Source organism: Dethiosulfovibrio peptidovorans DSM 11002 (assembly GCF_000172975.1).
GTDB classification, from domain to species: domain Bacteria; phylum Synergistota; class Synergistia; order Synergistales; family Dethiosulfovibrionaceae; genus Dethiosulfovibrio; species Dethiosulfovibrio peptidovorans.
On sequence record NZ_ABTR02000001.1, the window covers coordinates 2,524,071 to 2,542,474 of the forward strand.

Below are 18,404 nucleotides of genomic sequence, written 5' to 3' on the forward strand. Positions count from 1 at the left end.
TCCACCTCCTCAATCGCCCTTGGCGTCTTTTTCGGAAGACTCGATGAACCGATCCAAAGGCAGAAATTTCAGGGCCTCGGAGGACCGAAGAAACAGGGGGTTGATTTCCTTCCACACGTCGGTCATAGTCTCCATCCAGAGGTTCAGCTTTACCAGATCGGGATCGACCCTGTAGGCTTCGTTCAAAGCACTCAGTCTAGCGACGTCTCCCTCCGCTAGAGCCACCCTTCGAAAGGCGTAGGCGTTGGCCTCGTTAAGGATCCTCTCGACGTCTCCTGCCATCTCCGAGGCTATTTCCTTTGCGTAACGCTCGGCCTCCAGTATCATTCTTTCCTTCTCCGCTCTGGCCGAGTTTACCGCGTTGAAGGCTTTTTGCACCGCTTGAGGGGGAATAACGTCCTGCAGTGAAATGGAAGAAACGAAAATTCCTGTGGAGAGAGCGTTCATCTTGTCCTGGAGGCCTTTTCTGACCTCGGTCTGGATTGCCTGCTTTTCCTTCGTAAGAACGTCGTCCAGGATCCTAGCCCCTATGACCTCCCTCATGAAGGATTCGGCTATATCCCTGATCATCCTCTCTCTCATGCCTTGGTTCTCGGGGATATGGGTTACGTAGTCGACCGGATCGGATATCTGAAACTGAAGGACCCAGTCGATCTCTATGATCTTGTTGTCCCTGGTCAACATCTTCGATTCGTCGGGAACGTCTCTATACCTGGCGGGAGGACCTACACTTACAGTTCTGTATCCGTACTCAAAACGACGGATGTTTTCGGTGTTGACTATCTCCACTACGTCGATGAAAGGGATCTTCACATGAGGCCCCTGATCCGCGACATACTTGACCTCTCCCAGACGGAAAAGCACCCCCTCAGAACCGGACGGTACGATGTATATCCCGTCCAGAGCTCCAACTAGGACTATCAAGGCAAGTAAAACCGACAAAACGACCTTCTTTCCCCATGACCGCAGCCGATTAAGAAAGGCAAGATGCCGGGAGATATCCTCCCCAGATGCGGATTTATCCTTTACGAACTTAAGGAACAGCAACAACGCGGCCAAGACCGCCAGCGATAAAATCAATCTAAAATCCATGACGGACCTCCTCTCAAAAGATCTCTAAAACATATACTCGGACTAGATCCATCATACAACAGATCAAGCTCGAAAAATAAAAAAAGCCGCCGTGCCAAGCACGACGGCTTAATCATCTGGCGGAGAGGGTGGGATTCGAACCCACGGTACCTTGCGGTACACCTGCTCTCCAAGCAAGCACCTTCGACCACTCGGACACCCCTCCAGATCAACGAAGGGAATTCTAACACGTTTTGTCCTATCAGGCAAGATCCTGATAGCTTCGTTCGGAGAAAAATTCCTCCATTCCTTCGTCGCGATAGAAGCAGATCCTGTTTTTACCCCTGCGTTTTGCCTCGTAAAGAGCGTCGTCCGCCATCTTTATCAAGTTGGAGGAATTCCACATCCCGTGTTCCATAGGAGAGAGAACGAAGGAAAGCCCACAGGAGAGGGAAATCGGAAGTTCCTTGCCGTTGAAGACGAAATGTGCAGAGAGTATCCTTTCATACAGAGAGCACACTATCTCCTTGGCCTCCGCTTCATCCGCTTCGGGCAAAACGAATAAAAACTCGTCGCCACCATATCTGCCGGCTACGCCTTGCTTTTCCAAGAAAGTCTCCATAAAGTACCCCAGTTTCCTCAGCACGAAATCCCCTGCCTGATGCCCATAGTTATCGTTGATGTGTTTGAAAAAATCCACGTCGCACAGGCAGATAGAAAGAGGGCGGTTTTCTCTCTGAGCCCTGTCAAGGCTCTTCTCTAAATATGATAAAACATAACGTCTGTTGAAGATACCTGTCAACTCATCCGTCCTGGACATCCTATCTATGGCTTCCTTCTGTCTCAAGACTTTTCGATAGGCTTCCACGAGACGAAGTCCTACGGTAATCCTCGCTTCTATGTCCTCGGAATGGAAAGGTTTAGTGATGAAATCGTCCGCACCGGATGAAAGACCGTGAGCGATGGAGCTTCTATCGTCCATCGAGGTGGTCATCACTATGTAACAGTAACCGGAATCGTCGCCTCCCTCCTTTTCCCTTACGGAACGACATATCTCGGGCCCTTCGATCCCCGGCAAAACCCAGTCTAGAAAGACCATATCGGGGCTTTCTTTAAAGATGTAGTCCAAAGCATCGTCGCCTCTGGAGCAGCTTTCTAAGATGATACGAGATCTATCGGGAAAAAAGCGACCTATTCCGTCGAAGAGGATGCGTTTTTCAAGTCTGGAATCGTTGGCTATCAGGATTCTGACTACATCGCTAGCATCTTCGTTAAGACCTAACAACCCCATCTCAACACCTCCATCATATAGGTGACGGCGACGACACGACCGCACTTTTTGAATTATACAACAAAATGTGCGGTCGTTATACTACAAAGAGCCTAATCAGGGCAGTTCGTAGGTATAGTGGGACGGTTCCATCCCCATGTGTCCATTTCCGGACGGAGCAAAAACCTCCGGATTAGCCTGTTCGACAAAGGAAACAGGAAACTGTACCACGGACAAGCCGCCACCGAACACACAAACCGGGACCACGTTCAGATAGGCCCAGTTCCCTTCGGGAGTTCGGATCACCGCATATCCGTCTTTGGTGAGATAATACCCCTCCTGAACCTGAAGTGGAACGACATAGTCGTTATCGTAGTCGGGATGGGCCAGCAGGGCAGGGGCGTTGCCCATCATGGCATCGGCGTTCGACACCAGAAAAAACGATAGTAACAACGCGAGAAATCCACGGGTCACAACGATCACTTCCTAGAGATTTATCGGCGAAATTCGCCCCATCCAAAGGAAGCCCCAAACCGGAGCATGGGCGGCCAATATAGAGGTATCTCCGTCGTTCCATCTAGAACCGTTCTGCTTGCTCATCCTGGTAAGTTCGTATACATGACGTTTCAGGGTCTCCGCCGGCGATTCTCCGTCCTTGCAGATCATCTGATACCAGCTTTTTCCCGTCCACCCGTATAGGACCTCAGGACGATCTCCCTTCCAAGCCAAGGGAATTTTTGGCTTGTGTAAAACGGCCAGACGATCGACCATTCTATGCCATCTTGTAACTATTAGAAAATTATCGTCCGCCAGCCACCTAGGAGTGGGAGGCATGGCACCGGAAGTCATGACCCCATTGTTTGCGGAAACCGTAACTACAGGGGTCAAGTTGGCCTGCTGAAAGGGAACGACCGAACCGACAACATAGCCGGTATGTACCAAAGTTCCGTCGTTTCGAGGTACACCGTAAACCCAGTTGCCTCCGTTTCCTCGAGAAACGGGATATCCGTCGTAGGTCACGAACCACCCGGCGGGCATATTGTACGGACGGTATACGTAGAAACTCATTCCATCATAGACCGGCTGGGTTACAAGGACTGGTTCCGCTATGTAGGTGGCAGCGGAACCGGAAGATGCGGCAAAGATCAAAAGCCCCGACAACAAAGACAAGAGAATTTTTTTAACCATCATAAAAAGCTCCTTTCCATTACCATTCCAGATTCCCTAAATGCGAGAGAAAGATGTCTCTCCGCGGCGGAACGGCCCCACTTGACCGAATCCATCCGACGTCTAACAGAATTCCTATTCTCCACCTCCGAAGCCATGTTCTGAATGGCCTCGTCCATGGCAAAGGCGGTCCATTCCATAAATTCCTTGGCCCTTGAAAGCTCAGCCCAGAAAGGACCGGGAAGGGAGGGGACCTTTGTCTCTATTAAAACGGTCCTCAAACGTTGAAGTTCTCCTGTCTCTTTCAACACCGAGGACCTGAAAAGAGCCTTGTCCTCAGCTCCAGACCTGACGTCGTAGTAGAGGGAGCAAGCAGAATCCCAGACGGAGAGCATATCGTTCCAGTGTCCTCTGATCTGCATATAGACATCCAAAAACCGGGCGTCGGCCTTGGAGATCTTGGGTAGACGAACCCAAGCCAACCTTCTGTTTCCCGATCCCTCCACCTCCAGTATAATCGAACGTCCATCGGCCAGTCTTTCTTCCACGTACGAATCCAGATCTTCCGCCAGCGAGACGTCTTGTCCATCGACGGAGATGATCCGATCTCCATCGACGATACCGCCATCCTCGGCGACACGTAGGGGGTCTACCTCCTCGGCCACCACGGTTCCGTTGATTGTAGAAAACGAGATCCCAGACAGGACCCCTCCCTCAGCTGTCGCCACGCAGGGCAAGGTCGACACGAGAAAGGCTAGGATAAAGAATCGGGTCCGTAGCAAAGGTAATATCATCGACACCGGCACCGTCCTTTCGAATAAGCCACGACAGTATCTCATCGGAAGAGCTGGATGAGGCGACCTGCCCCATCGCCATATCCAACAAAAGATCCACCGACAGGCTCTGATGGGTTCTTCTTGGAAGAACGCTGTAAAGATCTTTCGAAGACGAGTAGAGATACAATCTGTATCGTCTGTCACCCTCGACAAAGGAACGCACTATCCGACCACCGCCACCCTCATCCCAGGACAATCTCGTCATGGCGTGAATTAAGGCTTTTAAAGACTCAATCATGGAGTTCCTGTCTCTGGAGAGCAGCAGAGCGTTCCCGAAGGAGACGAAAAGAACCTCTAGAGACGAGAAGGCCGCCTTAAAAACCGGAATATCGTCGATTTTTCCGTCTGGAGAGATTCCGACGGGGTTTTGTCCAAACAGAAAAGAAGGATCCTTCGATTTCCCTCTCTGTATTTCCACCAGTTTTTTCCTGACGTTCGGATCTAGGTCGAACCAATCCAGACAGAAAACTGCGGAAGAAAACCCCACCTCCCTTTCTCGGTCGGGAGAGAACACGACGGCCATGGAGTCCACAGGATACCCAGGGAAAAGAGAGTAGAAATCGGCGGAGACATCCTCCAGTCGTCGTCGCTCGGATACATAGACCAGAAAAGGCTCGTCCTTTCCCAGACCACCCACTGCCATCATGGCATTCTGATCCACACATCCGACAGGTTGAGAGTTTTTCTCTCTCCAACTGTCGTATAATATCCATCCAACGCCGCCCAAAGTCGATACTATCATGGCAAGAACGAACACGGTGCTCCTGTTTTTAACCGACAGAATCACCTTAAGTGGAGATAGAGTTATAGAAATCAACCTCGAGAAAAAAGCCTTTATCTTGCCTTTACCATCGGCCACTGCGGGTTCCTGATTTTCGTTTTCCGAGCCCCTTTCCGACATGGGATCCACCTCCCTTGCTACATGGATGTCTCGGTAATGATATAGTGATATTGTAGCCCAAAAAAGTTGAAGAGGTGATCTAGATGAAAGGGTTTTTCGCACTTTTTTACAGCCTGTTTATGATCCTATCGGCGTCTCTTGCATGGGCCGAAAGGCCCATTACCGATAAGACCCTATCGAAGAACATATCCTGGCACTATAAAGCGCTCCACGGTATAACCGGAGATTTGGCGGCGGACGGAGAAAGACTGTTCTTCTCCGACGGAAGCGGCAATCTCTATTGCCTGGACGGGAAAACCGGTAAACTTCAATGGCAGAGGGCTTTCGACGTACTGCTTTACGGAGCGCCGGCAGTCACGAAAGACAGGCTTTACGTGGGATCCGGATCGGGGATAGTATACTGTCTGTCGACCGTAAACGGCACCACCTACTGGAGTAAAAATCTGGCAGACGCTCCGGACAATCTGGCGTCAGGAGGAATAAACTCCTCTTTGGCCCTGTTGGGAGACTCTCTCGTAGCGGCCAATCTGGAGGGAAAGGTCGTTCGAATGGACTCCCAAACGGGAGAGGAAATGTGGAGTTTCAAGGCCTCCAGAGAAATTCTATCCTCCCCATTGATAGCTCCTCCCTTTGTCTACATAGGCGACCACGCTGGCATATTTCATGCGTTAAGCCTGGATTCGGGGAAAAGGACATGGGGTGGATCTTCGGGAGGCCCTATCGACGCCACGCCAGCCTACTCCAACGGAGTTGTCTACTACTGCGGATGGGACGGAGTACTGCACGCCATAAGGGTAAAGGGAGTTACTCCCCTGTGGAGCTTCAAAGCCGACGGAGCAGCTACCACCGACATAGTTTTATCGGAAAAAAAGGCCTATCTAGGGACATCCTCCGGAACCTTCTACTGCATAGGGACCGAAAATGGCTCACCCCTATGGTCCATCAAGATGGAGGGAGGGATCGTGGCTTCTCCGGTGGGCTCTCAAAACAGGGTATATGTCCCAGAACAGAACGGTAAACTCCACTGTTTTAACGGAAGTACCGGAGAGGAAATTTGGTCACTGGATCTAGGGTCTAACCTGGTCTCCGATCCCGTGATCTCCCAAGGGAATATTTTCATAGGCACCATGGACGGATCGATCTACTCGATAAAGGAAAGGCGATGAAAAACAAGAATTTTATGGATTTAGCCATAGAAGAGGCGAAAAAAGCCGCCTCGGAGGGAGACATCCCCGTAGGTGCCGTGGTCGTTTACAAAAACGATGTGATCGGGAGAGGCAGAAACCTGAGGAGGATCGACCACGATCCCACCGCTCATGCGGAGATAGTCGCCATAAGACAGGCAGCGAAAGCAAGGGGAAGTTGGAACCTCTCGGGGTGCGAGATATACGTAACTCTCGAACCCTGTCCGATGTGCGCCGGAGCTATCGTTCAGTCGAGGATAGCCAAGGTTGTCTACGGTTGCACCGATCCAAAAGCCGGAGCAAGCGGAACCCTGTACGACATAACCAGGGACACCAGGCTGAACCACAGGTGCGAGGTCATAAAAGGCATCGAGGAGGACAGATGCAGGAATATGTTACGAGACTTCTTCTCCGAATGTCGAAAGAAAAGACGGAAAGAGAGAAACCCGTCTCCAGGAGCCCCCTAAAAACTAGCTCCCCTTGCAAAAAGAGGCTCCGATAGGTATAATTGCTTTCTGTCGAGGAGGAGTGGCCGAGCGGTCGAAGGCGCTTGACTCGAAATCAAGTGAGGGGCTCTGCTCCTCCGTGGGTTCAAATCCCACCTCCTCCGCCACTTTTTAACTAAATATATTGAAAAGCCCTTCTTTTTTGGAAGGGCTTTTGTATATCGATCAAAAACGCTCCAATACCTCCAGAAAATCCGGTCCGTAAAGGTCGAGTTTTTTGACTCCCACTCCCTGAAGACAGCCGATCTCATCCAACGAATTCGGTCGTAACTCCAACATCTGGCGCAGGGTAGCGTCGTGAAATATAACATAGGCTGGAACACCGTGCTCTCTGGCCAACTCCAGTCTCTTCGCCCTCAATGCCTCCCACAGAGGATTACCGTCGAATTCCGAGGAGCCTTTGGTAGATACCTCTGACGTACTCGATCTGCTGTTTTTATCAGATGTCTTAACCTCGTCTACCCGGAAGGAAAGGCGCCTTTCTCCACGAAGAACCGGCCAGCTATCGCCGCAAAGACGAAGTCCTCCGTAACCGTCAGGGACCACCGATAGGACTCCCATGGCCAACAGCTGTCTGTAGACCGAACGCCATTGTCTTTCGTTCAGCTCACCGCCTATTCCGAAGGTGGATACTTGATCGTGTCCGGCTTCCAGAACCTTCTTGGTTCCCCTGCCCAGAAGCACGTCTATGAGGTGTCCTGTTCCGTAGATCTGCCCCGTTCGATAGACACAGGATAGAGCCTTTTGAGCCTGAACCGTGCCATCCCAGGTCTTCACGGGGTTCAGACAGGTGTCGCAGTTCCCACAGGGAACGTCGCAGCTATCCCCAAAGAAAGAAAGCAGGGAGCGGCGACGACAGCCGGTGGTCTCACAATAACCCAACATGATCTCCAGATTCTGTCGACTGATCCTCTTGTATCTTTCGTCTCCTTCGGACATCTCTATCAGCTTGAGTTGCCCCGTTACATCGGCCATACCGTAGGTCATCCAGGCATCGGCGGGCAGGCCGTCTCTGCCAGCCCTTCCCGTTTCCTGATAGTAGGCTGCCAGGCTCTTAGGCATGTCCAGATGAGCTACGAAACGAACGTCGGGTTTGTCTATGCCCATTCCGAAGGCGATGGTGGCGACCACCACGACCGCCTCCTCGTCCTGAAACCTTTCCTGGACCGTCCTTCGTTCCTCCGCCCCCATACCACCGTGATAGGACAGAGCTTTAATTCCGTTATCCCGAAGCCACTGGGCTATCGACTCGGTTTTTCGCCTGGTCATACAGTAGACGATGCCAGAGTCGTTACGATGGCTTCTCCTGAGAAAATCAAGCAGCTGTTTTTTTGGTTTTTCCTTCATGACTACCTGATAGCGGATGTTCGGCCTGTCGAAGCCGGAGACGAAGACTTTACCTCCGTTCAGGTCGAGCCGCGAAAGGATCTCTTTTCTTGTGAGTTCGTCCGCCGTAGCTGTGACCGCTATCCTGGGGACTTCCGGGAAAGCCCTACCCAGCTCTCCTAGCCGAAGGTACTCGGGGCGAAAATCGTGCCCCCATTGGGATACGCAGTGAGCTTCGTCTATAGCTATCACGGACAGGGAGATCCTGGAGAGAAAATCCATAAAGCTCGGTTTCATCGCCCTTTCGGGGGCCACGTAAAGAAGGTCCAGTTCCCCTCTCATGGCGGCCCGGGAGACCTGCACGAACTCCTCGTAGTTCATAGTGGAATTCATGTAGGCAGCCCTCACGCCGCTCTGGACGAGCCCGTTTACCTGATCGTGCATCAAGGCTATTAGCGGAGAGATCACGACGCCTATTCCGGGACGTAGGATGGCCGGTATCTGATAGCACAGGGACTTCCCTCCTCCGGTGGGCATAAGGACAAGGCAATCCCCTCCACCCATGACGTGGTCTATGGCGTCTCCTTGATTCAGACGGAATTCGTCGTACCCGAAAAGGCGCTTTAACAACCCACGAGGAGTCTCGTCCATCAATCAAATCATCTCCTGACTACAAAAAAAGCGAGATCCCTCGGGATCTCGCTTCAGAAATGCTATGGCGCGCCGGGCAGGATTCGAACCCACGACCTTCTGGTCCGTAGCCAGACGCTCTATCCAGCTGAGCTACCGGCGCACACTTTAGTGGCGGAGAGAGAGGGATTCGAACCCTCGGATCCGAATCGGATCACGCACTTAGCAGGCGCGCGCCTTCGACCACTCGGCCATCTCTCCACGCAACGCAGCATATTCTACATACGGGAGAGGTTTCTGTCAAGTCGATCCGAGAATTTATTCTTCTGACTCTTGATCCTCACTCGCATTATCCTCGGAGATGACCTCTACAGATTCTTCCTCGGCAGGGAAGATCTCCGGATCAAGTATCTTGACATCCACTTTTTCAGATATCTCGTCCAGGAAAGTTCTCTGGAGCTCCTGTCTCTTCTGGTTCAACACCATAGACTGAAGCTGCTCTTTGGCGTCCTCGAAGGAGGTAACCTCTCTGTCCTTGGCGGACTTTCTGTAAACGACTATAAAATCGTCGCTGGCGACCTCCACCGGCTCAGCGTACTGACCGTCGTCCATAGAGGCGATAAAAGCCAGATTCTCCGGCAGAGAGTCCTTCTTTAGGAACGCAGGCTTTTCGGACCCGGTAGATCCTGTGATGTCCGAGGAGGAGAATTCCTCCAAAACCACGTCCCAGGATGTCCCGGACGAAAGCTCCTCGTAAGCCTTATTCGCAGCCTCTTGGCTGCTGAACTCGGCCGCAAGTACCTCGAACCCTTCAGGAACGGTAAAGACGAAGTCCTTTACGCTATCGTAGAGGGCCTGAAGCTCCTCGTCGTTTACTTTGGCGGCGGCTGAAGCCTCCTCCAGAAGCATCTGCTGAGAAAGTTGGGTTTTAAGCTGTTCTCTGAGATCGTTCATCGTTATGCCCGTTTCCTGAAGGTACTGCATAAAAGCCTCTTTCGTCGGAAACTGATCCTCTATGCCCGACACGGCCTGATCCAGTTCCTCCTTGGACGGGGTGATGCCTAAAGCCTTAACCTCCTTGAGAAGGGCCTCCTGGACCACCATTTGATCGAGAACCATCTGTCTTATCATGGGAAGATCGGTAGACGTAACGTCCTTTATTCCGGCCCTCTCTACGTAGTCCTGTACGGACCTAAGTAGCTGACTTCTCATCAGTTTCTTGCCGTCTATCTCGGCCACCGCATAATCCTCGTTGCTACTACGGCTACTCTTACCTCCGCCTACCCCGTACATCAGGGGGATAGCCAAAACAAAACACAGCAGGAAAAAGACGAGAATCCATTTCACCTGTGTACGAAGCGTCCTCAACATCAACGTAAATCTTCCCCTTTCATGATCGCTTTTTGCACGATACCTACAGATAGATATTGTATCACAGCAAGGTTATCGATCATACGCTATATTATACCTCCGCCAGGGAGAAACCTATTTTACCCTCAGTCTCCAACGGGACCGCCAGAGATGCCACGTTTTTCATGATCTCCTGAAGCTCGGCAAGGACCTCCTCCGATCGCTCCTCGGGACATTCACAGACTATAGAGTCATGTACCTGAAGGACCATAGACACATCCGGATCCTCCGCAAAAGACCTGGAAACGGCTATCATGGCCTTTTTCGCCAGGTCAGCGGCGGTACCCTGTATCGGAGAATTTATCGCCACCCTCCTGATATGTCCCCGATCCCTGGTGTTGCCGGTGACGACCTCCTCAAGAGGCCTTATCCTTCCGAATAAGGTCTCGGTGTAGCCCTTGGCGATCGCCTCGTCGGCACTCTTAGTCACGTAGGCCTCTACGCCGGGAAGGGCCGCAAAATAACGGGACATTATCCTGTCCGCCTCGGACCGCCCTACCCCTAATCTCTTGGCTAAACCGAAGGCACTCATGCCGTAGAGAAGTCCGAAGGTCACCATCTTGGCGGAACGTCGCAGCTCTTTGGTAACCATAGAGCTGTCCACCCCGAAGACCATGGATGCCGTCTCTGTGTGGATATCCCTGCCGGAGCGGAATATGTCGGCCAACCTCTTTTCTCCCGATATATGGGCCAAAACCCTCAACTCCACCTGAGAGTAATCGGCTGCGACGAAACATCTCCCCTTCTCCCTCGGGATCAGAGAACTTTTTATCCTATCGGACCATTCTCCATATGCCGGCAGATTCTGTAGGTTGGGATCCCTGCTGCTGAGCCTGCCTGTACCGGTGGTATCGCTCTCGAAGGTACTGCGTATGATACCGTCCCCACAGACGGAGCTCATCAGAGGCAGAGCGAAACCGCTGGACATCTTTGAGAGGGCTCTATGCTCCAGCAGCATGGACGGAACGGCGTTGTGAGGCTCCGGAAGTTCCGCCAGCTGCTCCAACACCGTGACGTCCGTAGAGTATCCGGTCTTCGTCTTCTTCACAGGAGGAAGGCCTAGCTTCTCGAAGAGAAGGCATCCGACCTGCTTGGGAGAATTGAGGTTTATCGATTCTCCGGCAGCGGAGGTTATCTCCTCCACTATCCGTTCCAGACGTTCTTTCAGATCCGATATGACATCTTGAAGAACAGGTTCTTCCAGCTTTATGCCGGATTTTTCCATCGATACCAGGACTGGGACCAAGGGCATATCTATACCGTACAAGACCTCGGAGAGCCCTCTGGACTCAATTGTTTGAGATAGATCGTCTCGAAGACGCCATAACGCCATCGCCCGTTCCTCCGTGGATTCGGGACAATCGTCGCCCATAACCGACGGCATATCGTGAGAGGCTTTGTCTGGATGGAGCAGATAATCGACACTCCTGAGATCCCAGACTCTGGAATAATCCGAAGGAACTCCCATGGCGACCAGCAATCTCTTGTAATCCGAGGTAATCACCGACCCCCTCTCCAGCCAGGAAGATAACTCGAAGGGCATCTCGCTACCGGACCAGAACCGCCCGTCTTTAGAGCACACCACCAGAGGATCGGCCACGAGCGACATGGGATACTCTCCGGTCCACTTGCCGTGAAAGGCAAGCTCGTCGCACATCAGAAGCTCGTCCAGCTCAACCGATTTAAGCTCCACCAAAGAGAGAGACTGTGCTTCTTTCTCTACCGAGGAGTCTCCGGAAAAACTCGTTTCTCCACAGATAAGGTCTCCCATCGATCTCTCCAGAGAGCTCATACCCAGCTCCCGACAGAGAGCGATGAAGCCGTCCGAATCGGGAACTCCGCACACCAGGTCGACATCGTCCGGAGCCCCATCGACGCTCAAGGTCGTCAAGATAAGGGATTTCCTTGCCAGATCTGCGTTTTCCTCCAGCTTTTTTCTCTGACCGGCGGTCAGATCCGCCGTATGGGCCAATATCCCCTCCAGGTCTCCGTATTTCCCGAGCAGCCTTCGAGCGGTCTTGTCGCCTATGCCAGGCACGCCCGGTACGTTGTCCACGCTATCTCCGACCAAAGCCAGATAGTCGGCCATCCTGGCGGGAGGGAAACCATATTCTCCCTGAAAGGTCTCGGCGTCCCACCGGTTGAAGGAGGAAATCCCCTTGCCCGGTCTTATCACCGTTATCCCCTCGTCCAGTATCTGAAGCATGTCCTTATCGGACGTGACCACCAGAACGGGGGTACCCTTATACGCGTATTCTCTGGAAACGGCGCCTATGACGTCGTCGGCCTCGACGCCGGGACGACATATCACCGGGATGCCCAAAAGCCCCAGCATTTTCTTCAATATCGGAAGCTGTACCTTGAACTCCTCCGGGGTGGGTTTTCTCCCCTTTTTGTATTCTTCGAACATCTCGTGACGGAAGGTCTTCCCAGGAGCGTCGAAAACCACCGAGAGAGACTGGGGAGCCCACTCTTTTTTGATCTTGGAAAGCATGTTGAAAAACCCGACCAAGGCGTTGGTCGGAGTTCCATCCGGAGCGGTCAGTTCGGGAATGGCGTAAAAGGCCCTGAAGGCAAGGCCGTGTCCGTCCACAAACATAATAGGTCCTTCGGTCATATCTCTCCTCCTCTTTCACATGTTTAAGGTATAATATCTTTTTGACGCCATCAATTGTACCAAGCAAACGATAAACAGGGAGGAACGGAATATGTCTAAAACCGTAAGAGTCCGATTCGCCCCCAGTCCGACCGGGGCTCTTCATATCGGTGGGGCTCATACAGCATTGTTCAACTGGCTCTGGGCCCGACACATGGGAGGAAAATTCATTCTGAGGATCGAGGACACCGACCAGGTTCGCTCCACCAAGGAATACGAGGATACCATCATGGCCGGAATGAAGTGGATGAACCTCGATTGGGACGAGGGGCCCGATATCGGAGGAGATTTCGGCCCATACCGCCAGACCGAAAGGCTTCATCTTTACAGAAAATACGCCGACGAACTGTTGGAGAGAGGGCTGGCCTACAAAGACGGCGAGGCTGTCATCTTCAAGGTCCCCCTGGGAGAGGACATCGGCTTCGAGGACGTGGTGTACGGATCAATCGACGTGGTCAGCGACTCGCTGAAGGACGGCAGGACCGGTCAGATGAAGGACATCGTCCTGATAAAGAGCGACGGAATGCCGACCTACAACTACGCCGTCGTAGTGGACGACCACACTATGGGCATTACCCACGTAATAAGGGGCGAGGACCATATATCCAATACTCCCAAGCAGGTGCTCCTATACAAGGCATTGGGCTGGGAATTGCCTACCTTCGCCCATCTCCCGATGATACTCGGAAAGGACAAGAAAAAACTATCCAAACGCCATGGGGCAACCAGCGTCTACGAATACAGGGACATGGGCTATATGCCAGACTCGGTGTTCAACTTCCTGGCCCTGTTGGGATGGGCTCCATCCGGAGACAGAGAGATCTTCGACAGAGATCTGGCCATAGACGAGTTCGACCTTAAGGACGTCAACAGGAAACCCTCGGTTTTCGACATGGATAAACTCAACTACGTCAACCAGGGCCATCTCCACGCCCTCCCAACCGCAAAGAAAATCGAGATGCTGGCTCCTTTTTGGGAGGAGGCAGGCATAGACCTTTCCTCCATAGACGAGAGCTATATGGAAAAGGCCTTCGATCTCATGGGAGGCAGGGGCAGGACCGTCAAGGACCTGGCGGAGTTCACCGACTACTTCCTCGATTTCGCTCCTGTGACGAAAAGATACGACGGAGAGGTCTCCGACGAAACCAGAAAGACCCTCCAGGATTTTTTCTCCGATATGATGAAACTGGACACCTGGACGGCATCGGCCATGGAGGCCTTCGCAAGAGACTGGACCAAGGAAAAAGGGGTCAAGTTGAAGGACGTCGCCATGCCTATGAGGTTCGCCATAACGGGACACAAGGTAAGCCCGGGGATCTTCGAGCTAGCCGAGTTCATGGGCAAAGAGGAGATCAAGCGCAGGTTGTCCCACTACGGATTCCTGTAATATCCGGAGATACGAACGTAAAAGAGAGAGGGAGCCGATTATAAAATCGGTTCCCTCTCTCTTTTAGATCTAAATCGATCTCAACCGATCGAGGACGAAACTACCCCTCGGGGGTGTACTCATCCTCTTCGATCGCTCCCTTGGGACATTTGGAGGCACACACCCCACATCCCACGCATTTCTCCGGATCTATGACATGCTTCTCCTTTACCTTGCCCTCTATGGCACCTACGGGACAGGCCTTTGCGCAAATTGTACAGCCGACACAGTCTTCTTCCCTGACACGGTATACCTTCTTAGGTTGGGCCTTAGGATCTTCGACCTCATCGGGAACCTCACCCTTTCTGTAGGTCCACTCGCTCTGGAAGGGTTTACGATCGGCCTTACCGGTATCCAAGGTCACGTTGGACTTTCTCTCATAGGTGGATATGGCGAAATCGCAGGTCATAGTCAGAGCATCGACCGGACAGATATCGTTGCACTGGGCACAGAAACAGCACCTGTCGTTGTGAACGATTATTTTTTTCGGATCCTCCGGAGCCCTCTCTATGGCGTTCGCCGGACAGACCTTCATGCACATTCCACAACCTATGCACTTCTCTCTGTCGTAACCGACCTTGCCTCTGAAACGTCCCCAGGTTTCGACCGGCTCGTTCAGGTCGATCTCTCCCTTGGAGGCAGCCTCCAAGACTCCGGTCAGATCGTCTGGCATATGAGAGACCGGATAGGGGTTGGTGAAGGCCTTCTTGAAAAGATGTCGCAGTATCTGTACCGACATGGCGTTCAGCATGATCTCACCCCCCTAATGCAGTAAAACGTCCACGGAAATGAGGATCATCCCGGCCAGCGAGAGAGCCCCAACCTGAGCCCAATAAAAATGGGATGCCTGCCATATCTTCAGACGTCCGAAAGCGGTCCTAAGGAAGGTCACGCCGAAAACCTCGACGAGAAACACCTTTACCCAGAACCACGGGAAATCGATTATGGCCATCGGCACTCCGGAAAGGCCTATAGCCTTACCCAAGGAGAAGGGGAAGAACAGGCTTACGACCAGCGCGGATATAGCGGCTCCTCTCAGGTTGAAACCTATATGAAGTAGAGCCAGGTTTACCCCGGAATACTCCACCGTGACACCTTCCAGTATCTCCGTCTTGGCCTCCGGAATATCCATGAGCCCCTTACCGGTTTCTCCCGGTATAACCGTGAGAATAGCTACAAACAGACATATCAACCCGAGAAAGCCTGCCTTGCCCACCACGGACCAGACAGAGGTCGCTACGTAGGTCTCCAGGGAGAAGGGATGTCCCGGCATCCCCAGTTTATAGGCGAACCAAGCCAGTGTAGAAACGACTATCGCCAGTGGGACCTCGTAGCTCATCATGAGAATCATCTCTCTCTGAGCTCCTACGTTAGCTATGGGAGAACCACTGGCGAAACCTCCTACCGCCACGGCTACCCCAGAAAGGCTGAGCAGATAGAGGATCAGAATGAGATCGCCGCTACCGTTGAGCACCGGTGGAAGAGAGCCCATCGGGATGTACATGAAGACCATCATACTGGCGATCATCGCCACCCAGGGACCACCGTGGAAGAAGACCGGGGTCGCCCAACGGGGAACGATATTCTCCTTACCCAAAAGCTTCAGTATGTCGTATACGGGCTGAAGCAGAGGCGGGCCGATACGACGCTGCATGACGGCGTGAAGTTTTCTGTCAACTCCCTCGAAAAGCACCGCGAAAACGGTTATGAGAAGCATCAGGGCGATCCCCGCGATCACCCGCATAATAAGACCGAGTATCATGCTCCCATCAGCCTCCTCGTCTTATCAGTCTTCTCTCGGCAGAGCTTCAGCAGGTCGGCTTTGGTCACTACGGACTTCGTACCGGAGCTCGTGTCGGAAAGGACCATCCTCTCCATACAGGAGATACAGGGATCGATACTGTTGATAATCAACGGAGCATCGGCCAGCTCGTTATCCTTGAACATCAGAGGCCAGGACACTGCATTGCTGTAGGTAGGAGCCCTCACCTTCCACCACTGAACGTTCTCCTGCTGAGCCTTCAAACCGACCGCATGGGTATCGTCGCCCCTGGGAGCCTCGATACAACCGTATCCGACACCTTCCGCCTTTTTGAGAACGGTGAGAAGCTTGTTGACCTTGGGCTCAAAGGTTATAGAACCCTCGGGAAGCCCCTCCATTATCTTCTCCAGGATATCCAACGACTGAAGGACCTCGTACACCCTAACGAGGAAGCGATCGTAGACGTCACCATGCACCTCACCGGTGTAATCCTGAGGCACGACCGGCTCGACGTGGATATCGCAGTAAGCATCGTATGGCGCGGACCAACGGACGTCGGCCCGGACTCCGCTACCTCGGGAGGTAGGTCCCAAAGCGCAGTATTTTATCGCCTGCTCGGTGGTAAGAACCCCGACGTCTCTGAGACGGGCCTTTACCACCGGATCGTTTATCGCCGCCTCATAGAAGGAGGCGAACTCGTTTCTGTAGTAATGGATCATATCCATTACCGTTCTCACCACCGCCGGAGTAACGTCCCAACGGACTCCGCCCACGGTGGTGACGGCATAGTTTACCCTGTTCCCCGAAAGGGCCTCGAGAACGTCCATGACCTTCTCTCTCAACATCATCCCTAGATGGAAGGCGCTGTCGAACCCGATGGTGTAACAAGCCACCCCGGACCAGAGTATATGAGAATGAATCCTCTCCAGTTCGAGAACCATGGACCTTATGTACTGGGCTCTGATCGGAACCTCTATCTGGGCGGCATCCTCCACGGCCTTAACGAAAGCTATGGCGTGGCTGAAGGAACAGATACCGCAGACCCTCTCGGCCAGGTATATCACCTGTATCGGGTTTCTCTCCCTGGCCATGAACTCCACCCCTCGGTGGATGGCTCCTGGACGAATTACCGCGTCTTTTATGTGTTCTCCCTCGATATCCAGCCACGCGGTGATGGGCTCTTTCAGCCCTACGTGAACCGGACCGATGGGAAGCTTATAGGTTTTAGTCTCGCTCATAGTAGCCCTCCTAGGAGAGATCCTCTACCAGGTCTTCGCCCGGAGCCGTCTCGTCCCTGCGCCATGGGAAGACTTCCCTGTTCCAATCATCGGGCAAGAAGACGAGGGCCTTGTTGGGAAGACCGATGTGGTCCACACCAAACATCTCCTGAATCTCCCTCTCGCTGTACTCGACCCCCGGAATACGGCTGAAAAGCGAATCCACAGTGAGATCGTCTTTCGGCACATGAACGCATACGGTAACGTGAAGGCTGACGCCCCTCTCTACGGCTCTGTAAAGGTCGAAGTGATAGTAAAGGGAGATATGATCGCCCTCGTCGTCTCCGGAGACCACGTGAAAGTTCGGAAAATCGAATTTTCCCAATTCGTCCACAAAATCCAGAAGGCGACTCTTGCCGATGGTCATCCATAGATGGTGACTGGTAACCTCGCCGGAGCTTCCCTCGGAAAAACCCCTCAGATCCACGTAGGACAGGTCGTCTCCGAAAACGCTTTGGAGATGCTCAGCCAGCTCCTGTGGAGTTTTTACCACCTTTTCCCTGTCTATAAAGCAGTCCATAGGATCAAGCACCAGCCTTTCTGAGCTCCGCCCTCTTGGCCTCCAGCTTCAAGACCGCCTTGGCAGCTCCCTCTATAATAGCCTCCGGTCTGGGAGGGCAACCGTGGACGTAAACGTCCACCGGTATGATCCTGTCCACCGGCCCTACCAAATTGTAGGACTTGAAGTAGACGTCCCCGGAACAGGCGCAGTTCCCGACAGCTATGACTACCTTCGGATCCGGTATCTGAGCGTATATGCGCTCCAGCTTTTCCTTCATGAAACGGGTCACAGGACCGGTAACCAAAAGGACGTCGGCGTGACGAGGCGTCCCGGTAAGCTTCATTCCGAAACGCTCTATATCGTACCTGGGCGATACGGTGGAGACTATCTCTATATCGCACCCGTTACAGGATCCCGTGTTGGTCGAGAAAACCCACAGGGACTTCGGCAAAACCTGCAGCATAGTATCCAGCTTCATTT

Annotated in this window: 17 protein-coding genes and 4 tRNA genes; 4 read left to right on the forward strand and 17 right to left on the reverse strand. The window is 52.7% G+C overall.

The window, feature by feature from the left end; translation table 11 throughout:
* Positions 1-9 precede the first annotated feature (9 nt).
* The 7 genes from hflK to DPEP_RS12220 all read right to left on the reverse strand — a co-directional run bounded on the left by hflK (position 10) and on the right by DPEP_RS12220 (position 5,245).
* Entirely contained in the window at positions 10-1,092 is a 1,083-nt protein-coding gene (gene hflK / locus DPEP_RS12190; RefSeq protein ID WP_005662505.1) for an FtsH protease activity modulator HflK, read from the reverse strand.
* 117 nt (positions 1,093-1,209) lie between these two features.
* A tRNA-Ser gene (locus DPEP_RS12195) sits at positions 1,210-1,297 on the reverse strand.
* Positions 1,298-1,333: 36 nt separating this feature from the next.
* Positions 1,334-2,362: a GGDEF domain-containing response regulator gene (locus DPEP_RS12200; protein ID WP_005662507.1), complete on the reverse strand. Its 1,029-nt coding sequence runs from the start codon at positions 2,360-2,362 to the stop codon at positions 1,334-1,336.
* Positions 2,363-2,458: 96 nt separating this feature from the next.
* The gene (locus tag DPEP_RS12205) at positions 2,459-2,815 is read right to left on the reverse strand and encodes a hypothetical protein (protein ID WP_005662509.1); all 357 of its coding nucleotides are present in this window, start codon (positions 2,813-2,815) and stop codon (positions 2,459-2,461) included.
* A 12-nt stretch (positions 2,816-2,827) separates the two neighbouring features.
* Positions 2,828-3,529, reverse strand: a complete 702-nt coding sequence (locus DPEP_RS12210; protein ID WP_040382675.1) for a hypothetical protein — start codon at positions 3,527-3,529, stop codon at positions 2,828-2,830.
* The gene (locus DPEP_RS12215) at positions 3,529-4,236 is read right to left on the reverse strand and encodes a PDZ domain-containing protein (RefSeq protein WP_198003089.1); all 708 of its coding nucleotides are present in this window, start codon (positions 4,234-4,236) and stop codon (positions 3,529-3,531) included. Before DPEP_RS12215 ends, DPEP_RS12210 begins: the two co-directional genes overlap by 1 nt.
* Positions 4,223-5,245, reverse strand: a complete 1,023-nt coding sequence (locus DPEP_RS12220) for a hypothetical protein (RefSeq protein ID WP_005662514.1) — start codon at positions 5,243-5,245, stop codon at positions 4,223-4,225. The genes DPEP_RS12215 and DPEP_RS12220 overlap by 14 nt, the downstream gene beginning before the upstream one ends.
* Before the next feature lie 83 nt (positions 5,246-5,328).
* Here DPEP_RS12220 and DPEP_RS12225 point away from each other — a divergent pair, with 83 nt between their 5' ends.
* The 3 genes from DPEP_RS12225 to DPEP_RS12235 all read left to right on the forward strand — a co-directional run bounded on the left by DPEP_RS12225 (position 5,329) and on the right by DPEP_RS12235 (position 7,042).
* On the forward strand, positions 5,329-6,411 hold the full coding sequence (locus DPEP_RS12225) for an outer membrane protein assembly factor BamB family protein (protein ID WP_005662515.1): 1,083 nt from the start codon (positions 5,329-5,331) through the stop codon (positions 6,409-6,411).
* Entirely contained in the window at positions 6,408-6,896 is a 489-nt protein-coding gene (gene tadA / locus DPEP_RS12230; RefSeq protein ID WP_005662516.1) for a tRNA adenosine(34) deaminase TadA, read from the forward strand. The genes DPEP_RS12225 and tadA overlap by 4 nt, the downstream gene beginning before the upstream one ends.
* Positions 6,897-6,951: 55 nt before the next feature.
* Positions 6,952-7,042, forward strand: a tRNA-Ser gene (locus DPEP_RS12235).
* 58 nt (positions 7,043-7,100) lie between these two features.
* Here the strand turns inward: DPEP_RS12235 and recQ are convergent.
* From recQ to DPEP_RS12260, 5 genes are all read right to left on the reverse strand, one after another.
* Entirely contained in the window at positions 7,101-8,912 is a 1,812-nt protein-coding gene (recQ, locus tag DPEP_RS12240) for a DNA helicase RecQ (protein ID WP_005662517.1), read from the reverse strand.
* A 65-nt stretch (positions 8,913-8,977) separates the two neighbouring features.
* Positions 8,978-9,054, reverse strand: a tRNA-Arg gene (locus DPEP_RS12245).
* A gap of 9 nt (positions 9,055-9,063) precedes the next feature.
* Positions 9,064-9,152: transfer RNA gene (locus DPEP_RS12250), tRNA-Ser, on the reverse strand.
* A 57-nt stretch (positions 9,153-9,209) separates the two neighbouring features.
* Positions 9,210-10,262: a peptidylprolyl isomerase gene (locus DPEP_RS12255; protein WP_005662518.1), complete on the reverse strand. Its 1,053-nt coding sequence runs from the start codon at positions 10,260-10,262 to the stop codon at positions 9,210-9,212.
* A 91-nt stretch (positions 10,263-10,353) separates the two neighbouring features.
* Entirely contained in the window at positions 10,354-12,918 is a 2,565-nt protein-coding gene (locus DPEP_RS12260) for a DNA polymerase (protein WP_005662519.1), read from the reverse strand.
* Positions 12,919-13,009: 91 nt separating this feature from the next.
* Here DPEP_RS12260 and gltX point away from each other — a divergent pair, with 91 nt between their 5' ends.
* Positions 13,010-14,344 carry a glutamate--tRNA ligase gene (gene gltX / locus DPEP_RS12265; protein ID WP_005662520.1) on the forward strand — a complete coding sequence of 445 codons (1,335 nt, stop codon included), beginning with the start codon at positions 13,010-13,012 and terminating at the stop codon, positions 14,342-14,344.
* A gap of 100 nt (positions 14,345-14,444) precedes the next feature.
* Here the strand turns inward: gltX and DPEP_RS12270 are convergent, their stop codons facing one another.
* Genes DPEP_RS12270 through DPEP_RS12290 form a run of 5 tightly spaced genes read right to left on the reverse strand, consistent with a single transcriptional unit; the run spans position 14,445 to position 18,402 of the window.
* A complete protein-coding gene (locus DPEP_RS12270) occupies positions 14,445-15,134 on the reverse strand; it encodes a 4Fe-4S binding protein (RefSeq protein ID WP_005662521.1) in 690 nt (229 codons plus the stop codon).
* A 12-nt stretch (positions 15,135-15,146) separates the two neighbouring features.
* The gene (locus DPEP_RS12275; RefSeq protein WP_005662522.1) at positions 15,147-16,145 is read right to left on the reverse strand and encodes a respiratory chain complex I subunit 1 family protein; all 999 of its coding nucleotides are present in this window, start codon (positions 16,143-16,145) and stop codon (positions 15,147-15,149) included.
* Positions 16,142-17,383: a hydrogenase large subunit gene (locus DPEP_RS12280; RefSeq protein ID WP_005662523.1), complete on the reverse strand. Its 1,242-nt coding sequence runs from the start codon at positions 17,381-17,383 to the stop codon at positions 16,142-16,144. The genes DPEP_RS12275 and DPEP_RS12280 overlap by 4 nt, the downstream gene beginning before the upstream one ends.
* Before the next feature lie 10 nt (positions 17,384-17,393).
* On the reverse strand, positions 17,394-17,954 hold the full coding sequence (locus DPEP_RS12285) for an NADH-quinone oxidoreductase subunit C (protein ID WP_156775134.1): 561 nt from the start codon (positions 17,952-17,954) through the stop codon (positions 17,394-17,396).
* Positions 17,947-18,402 carry an NADH-quinone oxidoreductase subunit B family protein gene (locus tag DPEP_RS12290; RefSeq protein ID WP_005662525.1) on the reverse strand — a complete coding sequence of 152 codons (456 nt, stop codon included), beginning with the start codon at positions 18,400-18,402 and terminating at the stop codon, positions 17,947-17,949. The genes DPEP_RS12285 and DPEP_RS12290 overlap by 8 nt, the downstream gene beginning before the upstream one ends.
* Positions 18,403-18,404: the final 2 nt, after the last annotated feature.

What these genes read in the sequence shown, in the direction of transcription:
- hflK (WP_005662505.1), bottom strand. Translation starts at nt 1,092, where the DNA reads ATGGATTTTAGATTGATTTTATCGCTGGCGGTCTTGGCCGCGTTGTTG.
- DPEP_RS12200 (WP_005662507.1), bottom strand. Translation starts at nt 2,362, where the DNA reads ATGGGGTTGTTAGGTCTTAACGAAGATGCTAGCGATGTAGTCAGAATC.
- DPEP_RS12210 (WP_040382675.1), bottom strand. Translation starts at nt 3,529, where the DNA reads ATGGTTAAAAAAATTCTCTTGTCTTTGTTGTCGGGGCTTTTGATCTTT.
- DPEP_RS12220 (WP_005662514.1), bottom strand. Translation starts at nt 5,245, where the DNA reads ATGTCGGAAAGGGGCTCGGAAAACGAAAATCAGGAACCCGCAGTGGCC.
- DPEP_RS12225 (WP_005662515.1), top strand. Translation starts at nt 5,329, where the DNA reads ATGAAAGGGTTTTTCGCACTTTTTTACAGCCTGTTTATGATCCTATCG.
- tadA (WP_005662516.1), top strand. Translation starts at nt 6,408, where the DNA reads ATGAAAAACAAGAATTTTATGGATTTAGCCATAGAAGAGGCGAAAAAA.
- recQ (WP_005662517.1), bottom strand. Translation starts at nt 8,912, where the DNA reads ATGGACGAGACTCCTCGTGGGTTGTTAAAGCGCCTTTTCGGGTACGAC.
- DPEP_RS12255 (WP_005662518.1), bottom strand. Translation starts at nt 10,262, where the DNA reads ATGTTGAGGACGCTTCGTACACAGGTGAAATGGATTCTCGTCTTTTTC.
- DPEP_RS12260 (WP_005662519.1), bottom strand. Translation starts at nt 12,918, where the DNA reads ATGACCGAAGGACCTATTATGTTTGTGGACGGACACGGCCTTGCCTTC.
- gltX (WP_005662520.1), top strand. Translation starts at nt 13,010, where the DNA reads ATGTCTAAAACCGTAAGAGTCCGATTCGCCCCCAGTCCGACCGGGGCT.
- DPEP_RS12270 (WP_005662521.1), bottom strand. Translation starts at nt 15,134, where the DNA reads ATGCTGAACGCCATGTCGGTACAGATACTGCGACATCTTTTCAAGAAG.
- DPEP_RS12275 (WP_005662522.1), bottom strand. Translation starts at nt 16,145, where the DNA reads ATGATACTCGGTCTTATTATGCGGGTGATCGCGGGGATCGCCCTGATG.
- DPEP_RS12280 (WP_005662523.1), bottom strand. Translation starts at nt 17,383, where the DNA reads ATGAGCGAGACTAAAACCTATAAGCTTCCCATCGGTCCGGTTCACGTA.
- DPEP_RS12290 (WP_005662525.1), bottom strand. Translation starts at nt 18,402, where the DNA reads ATGAAGCTGGATACTATGCTGCAGGTTTTGCCGAAGTCCCTGTGGGTT.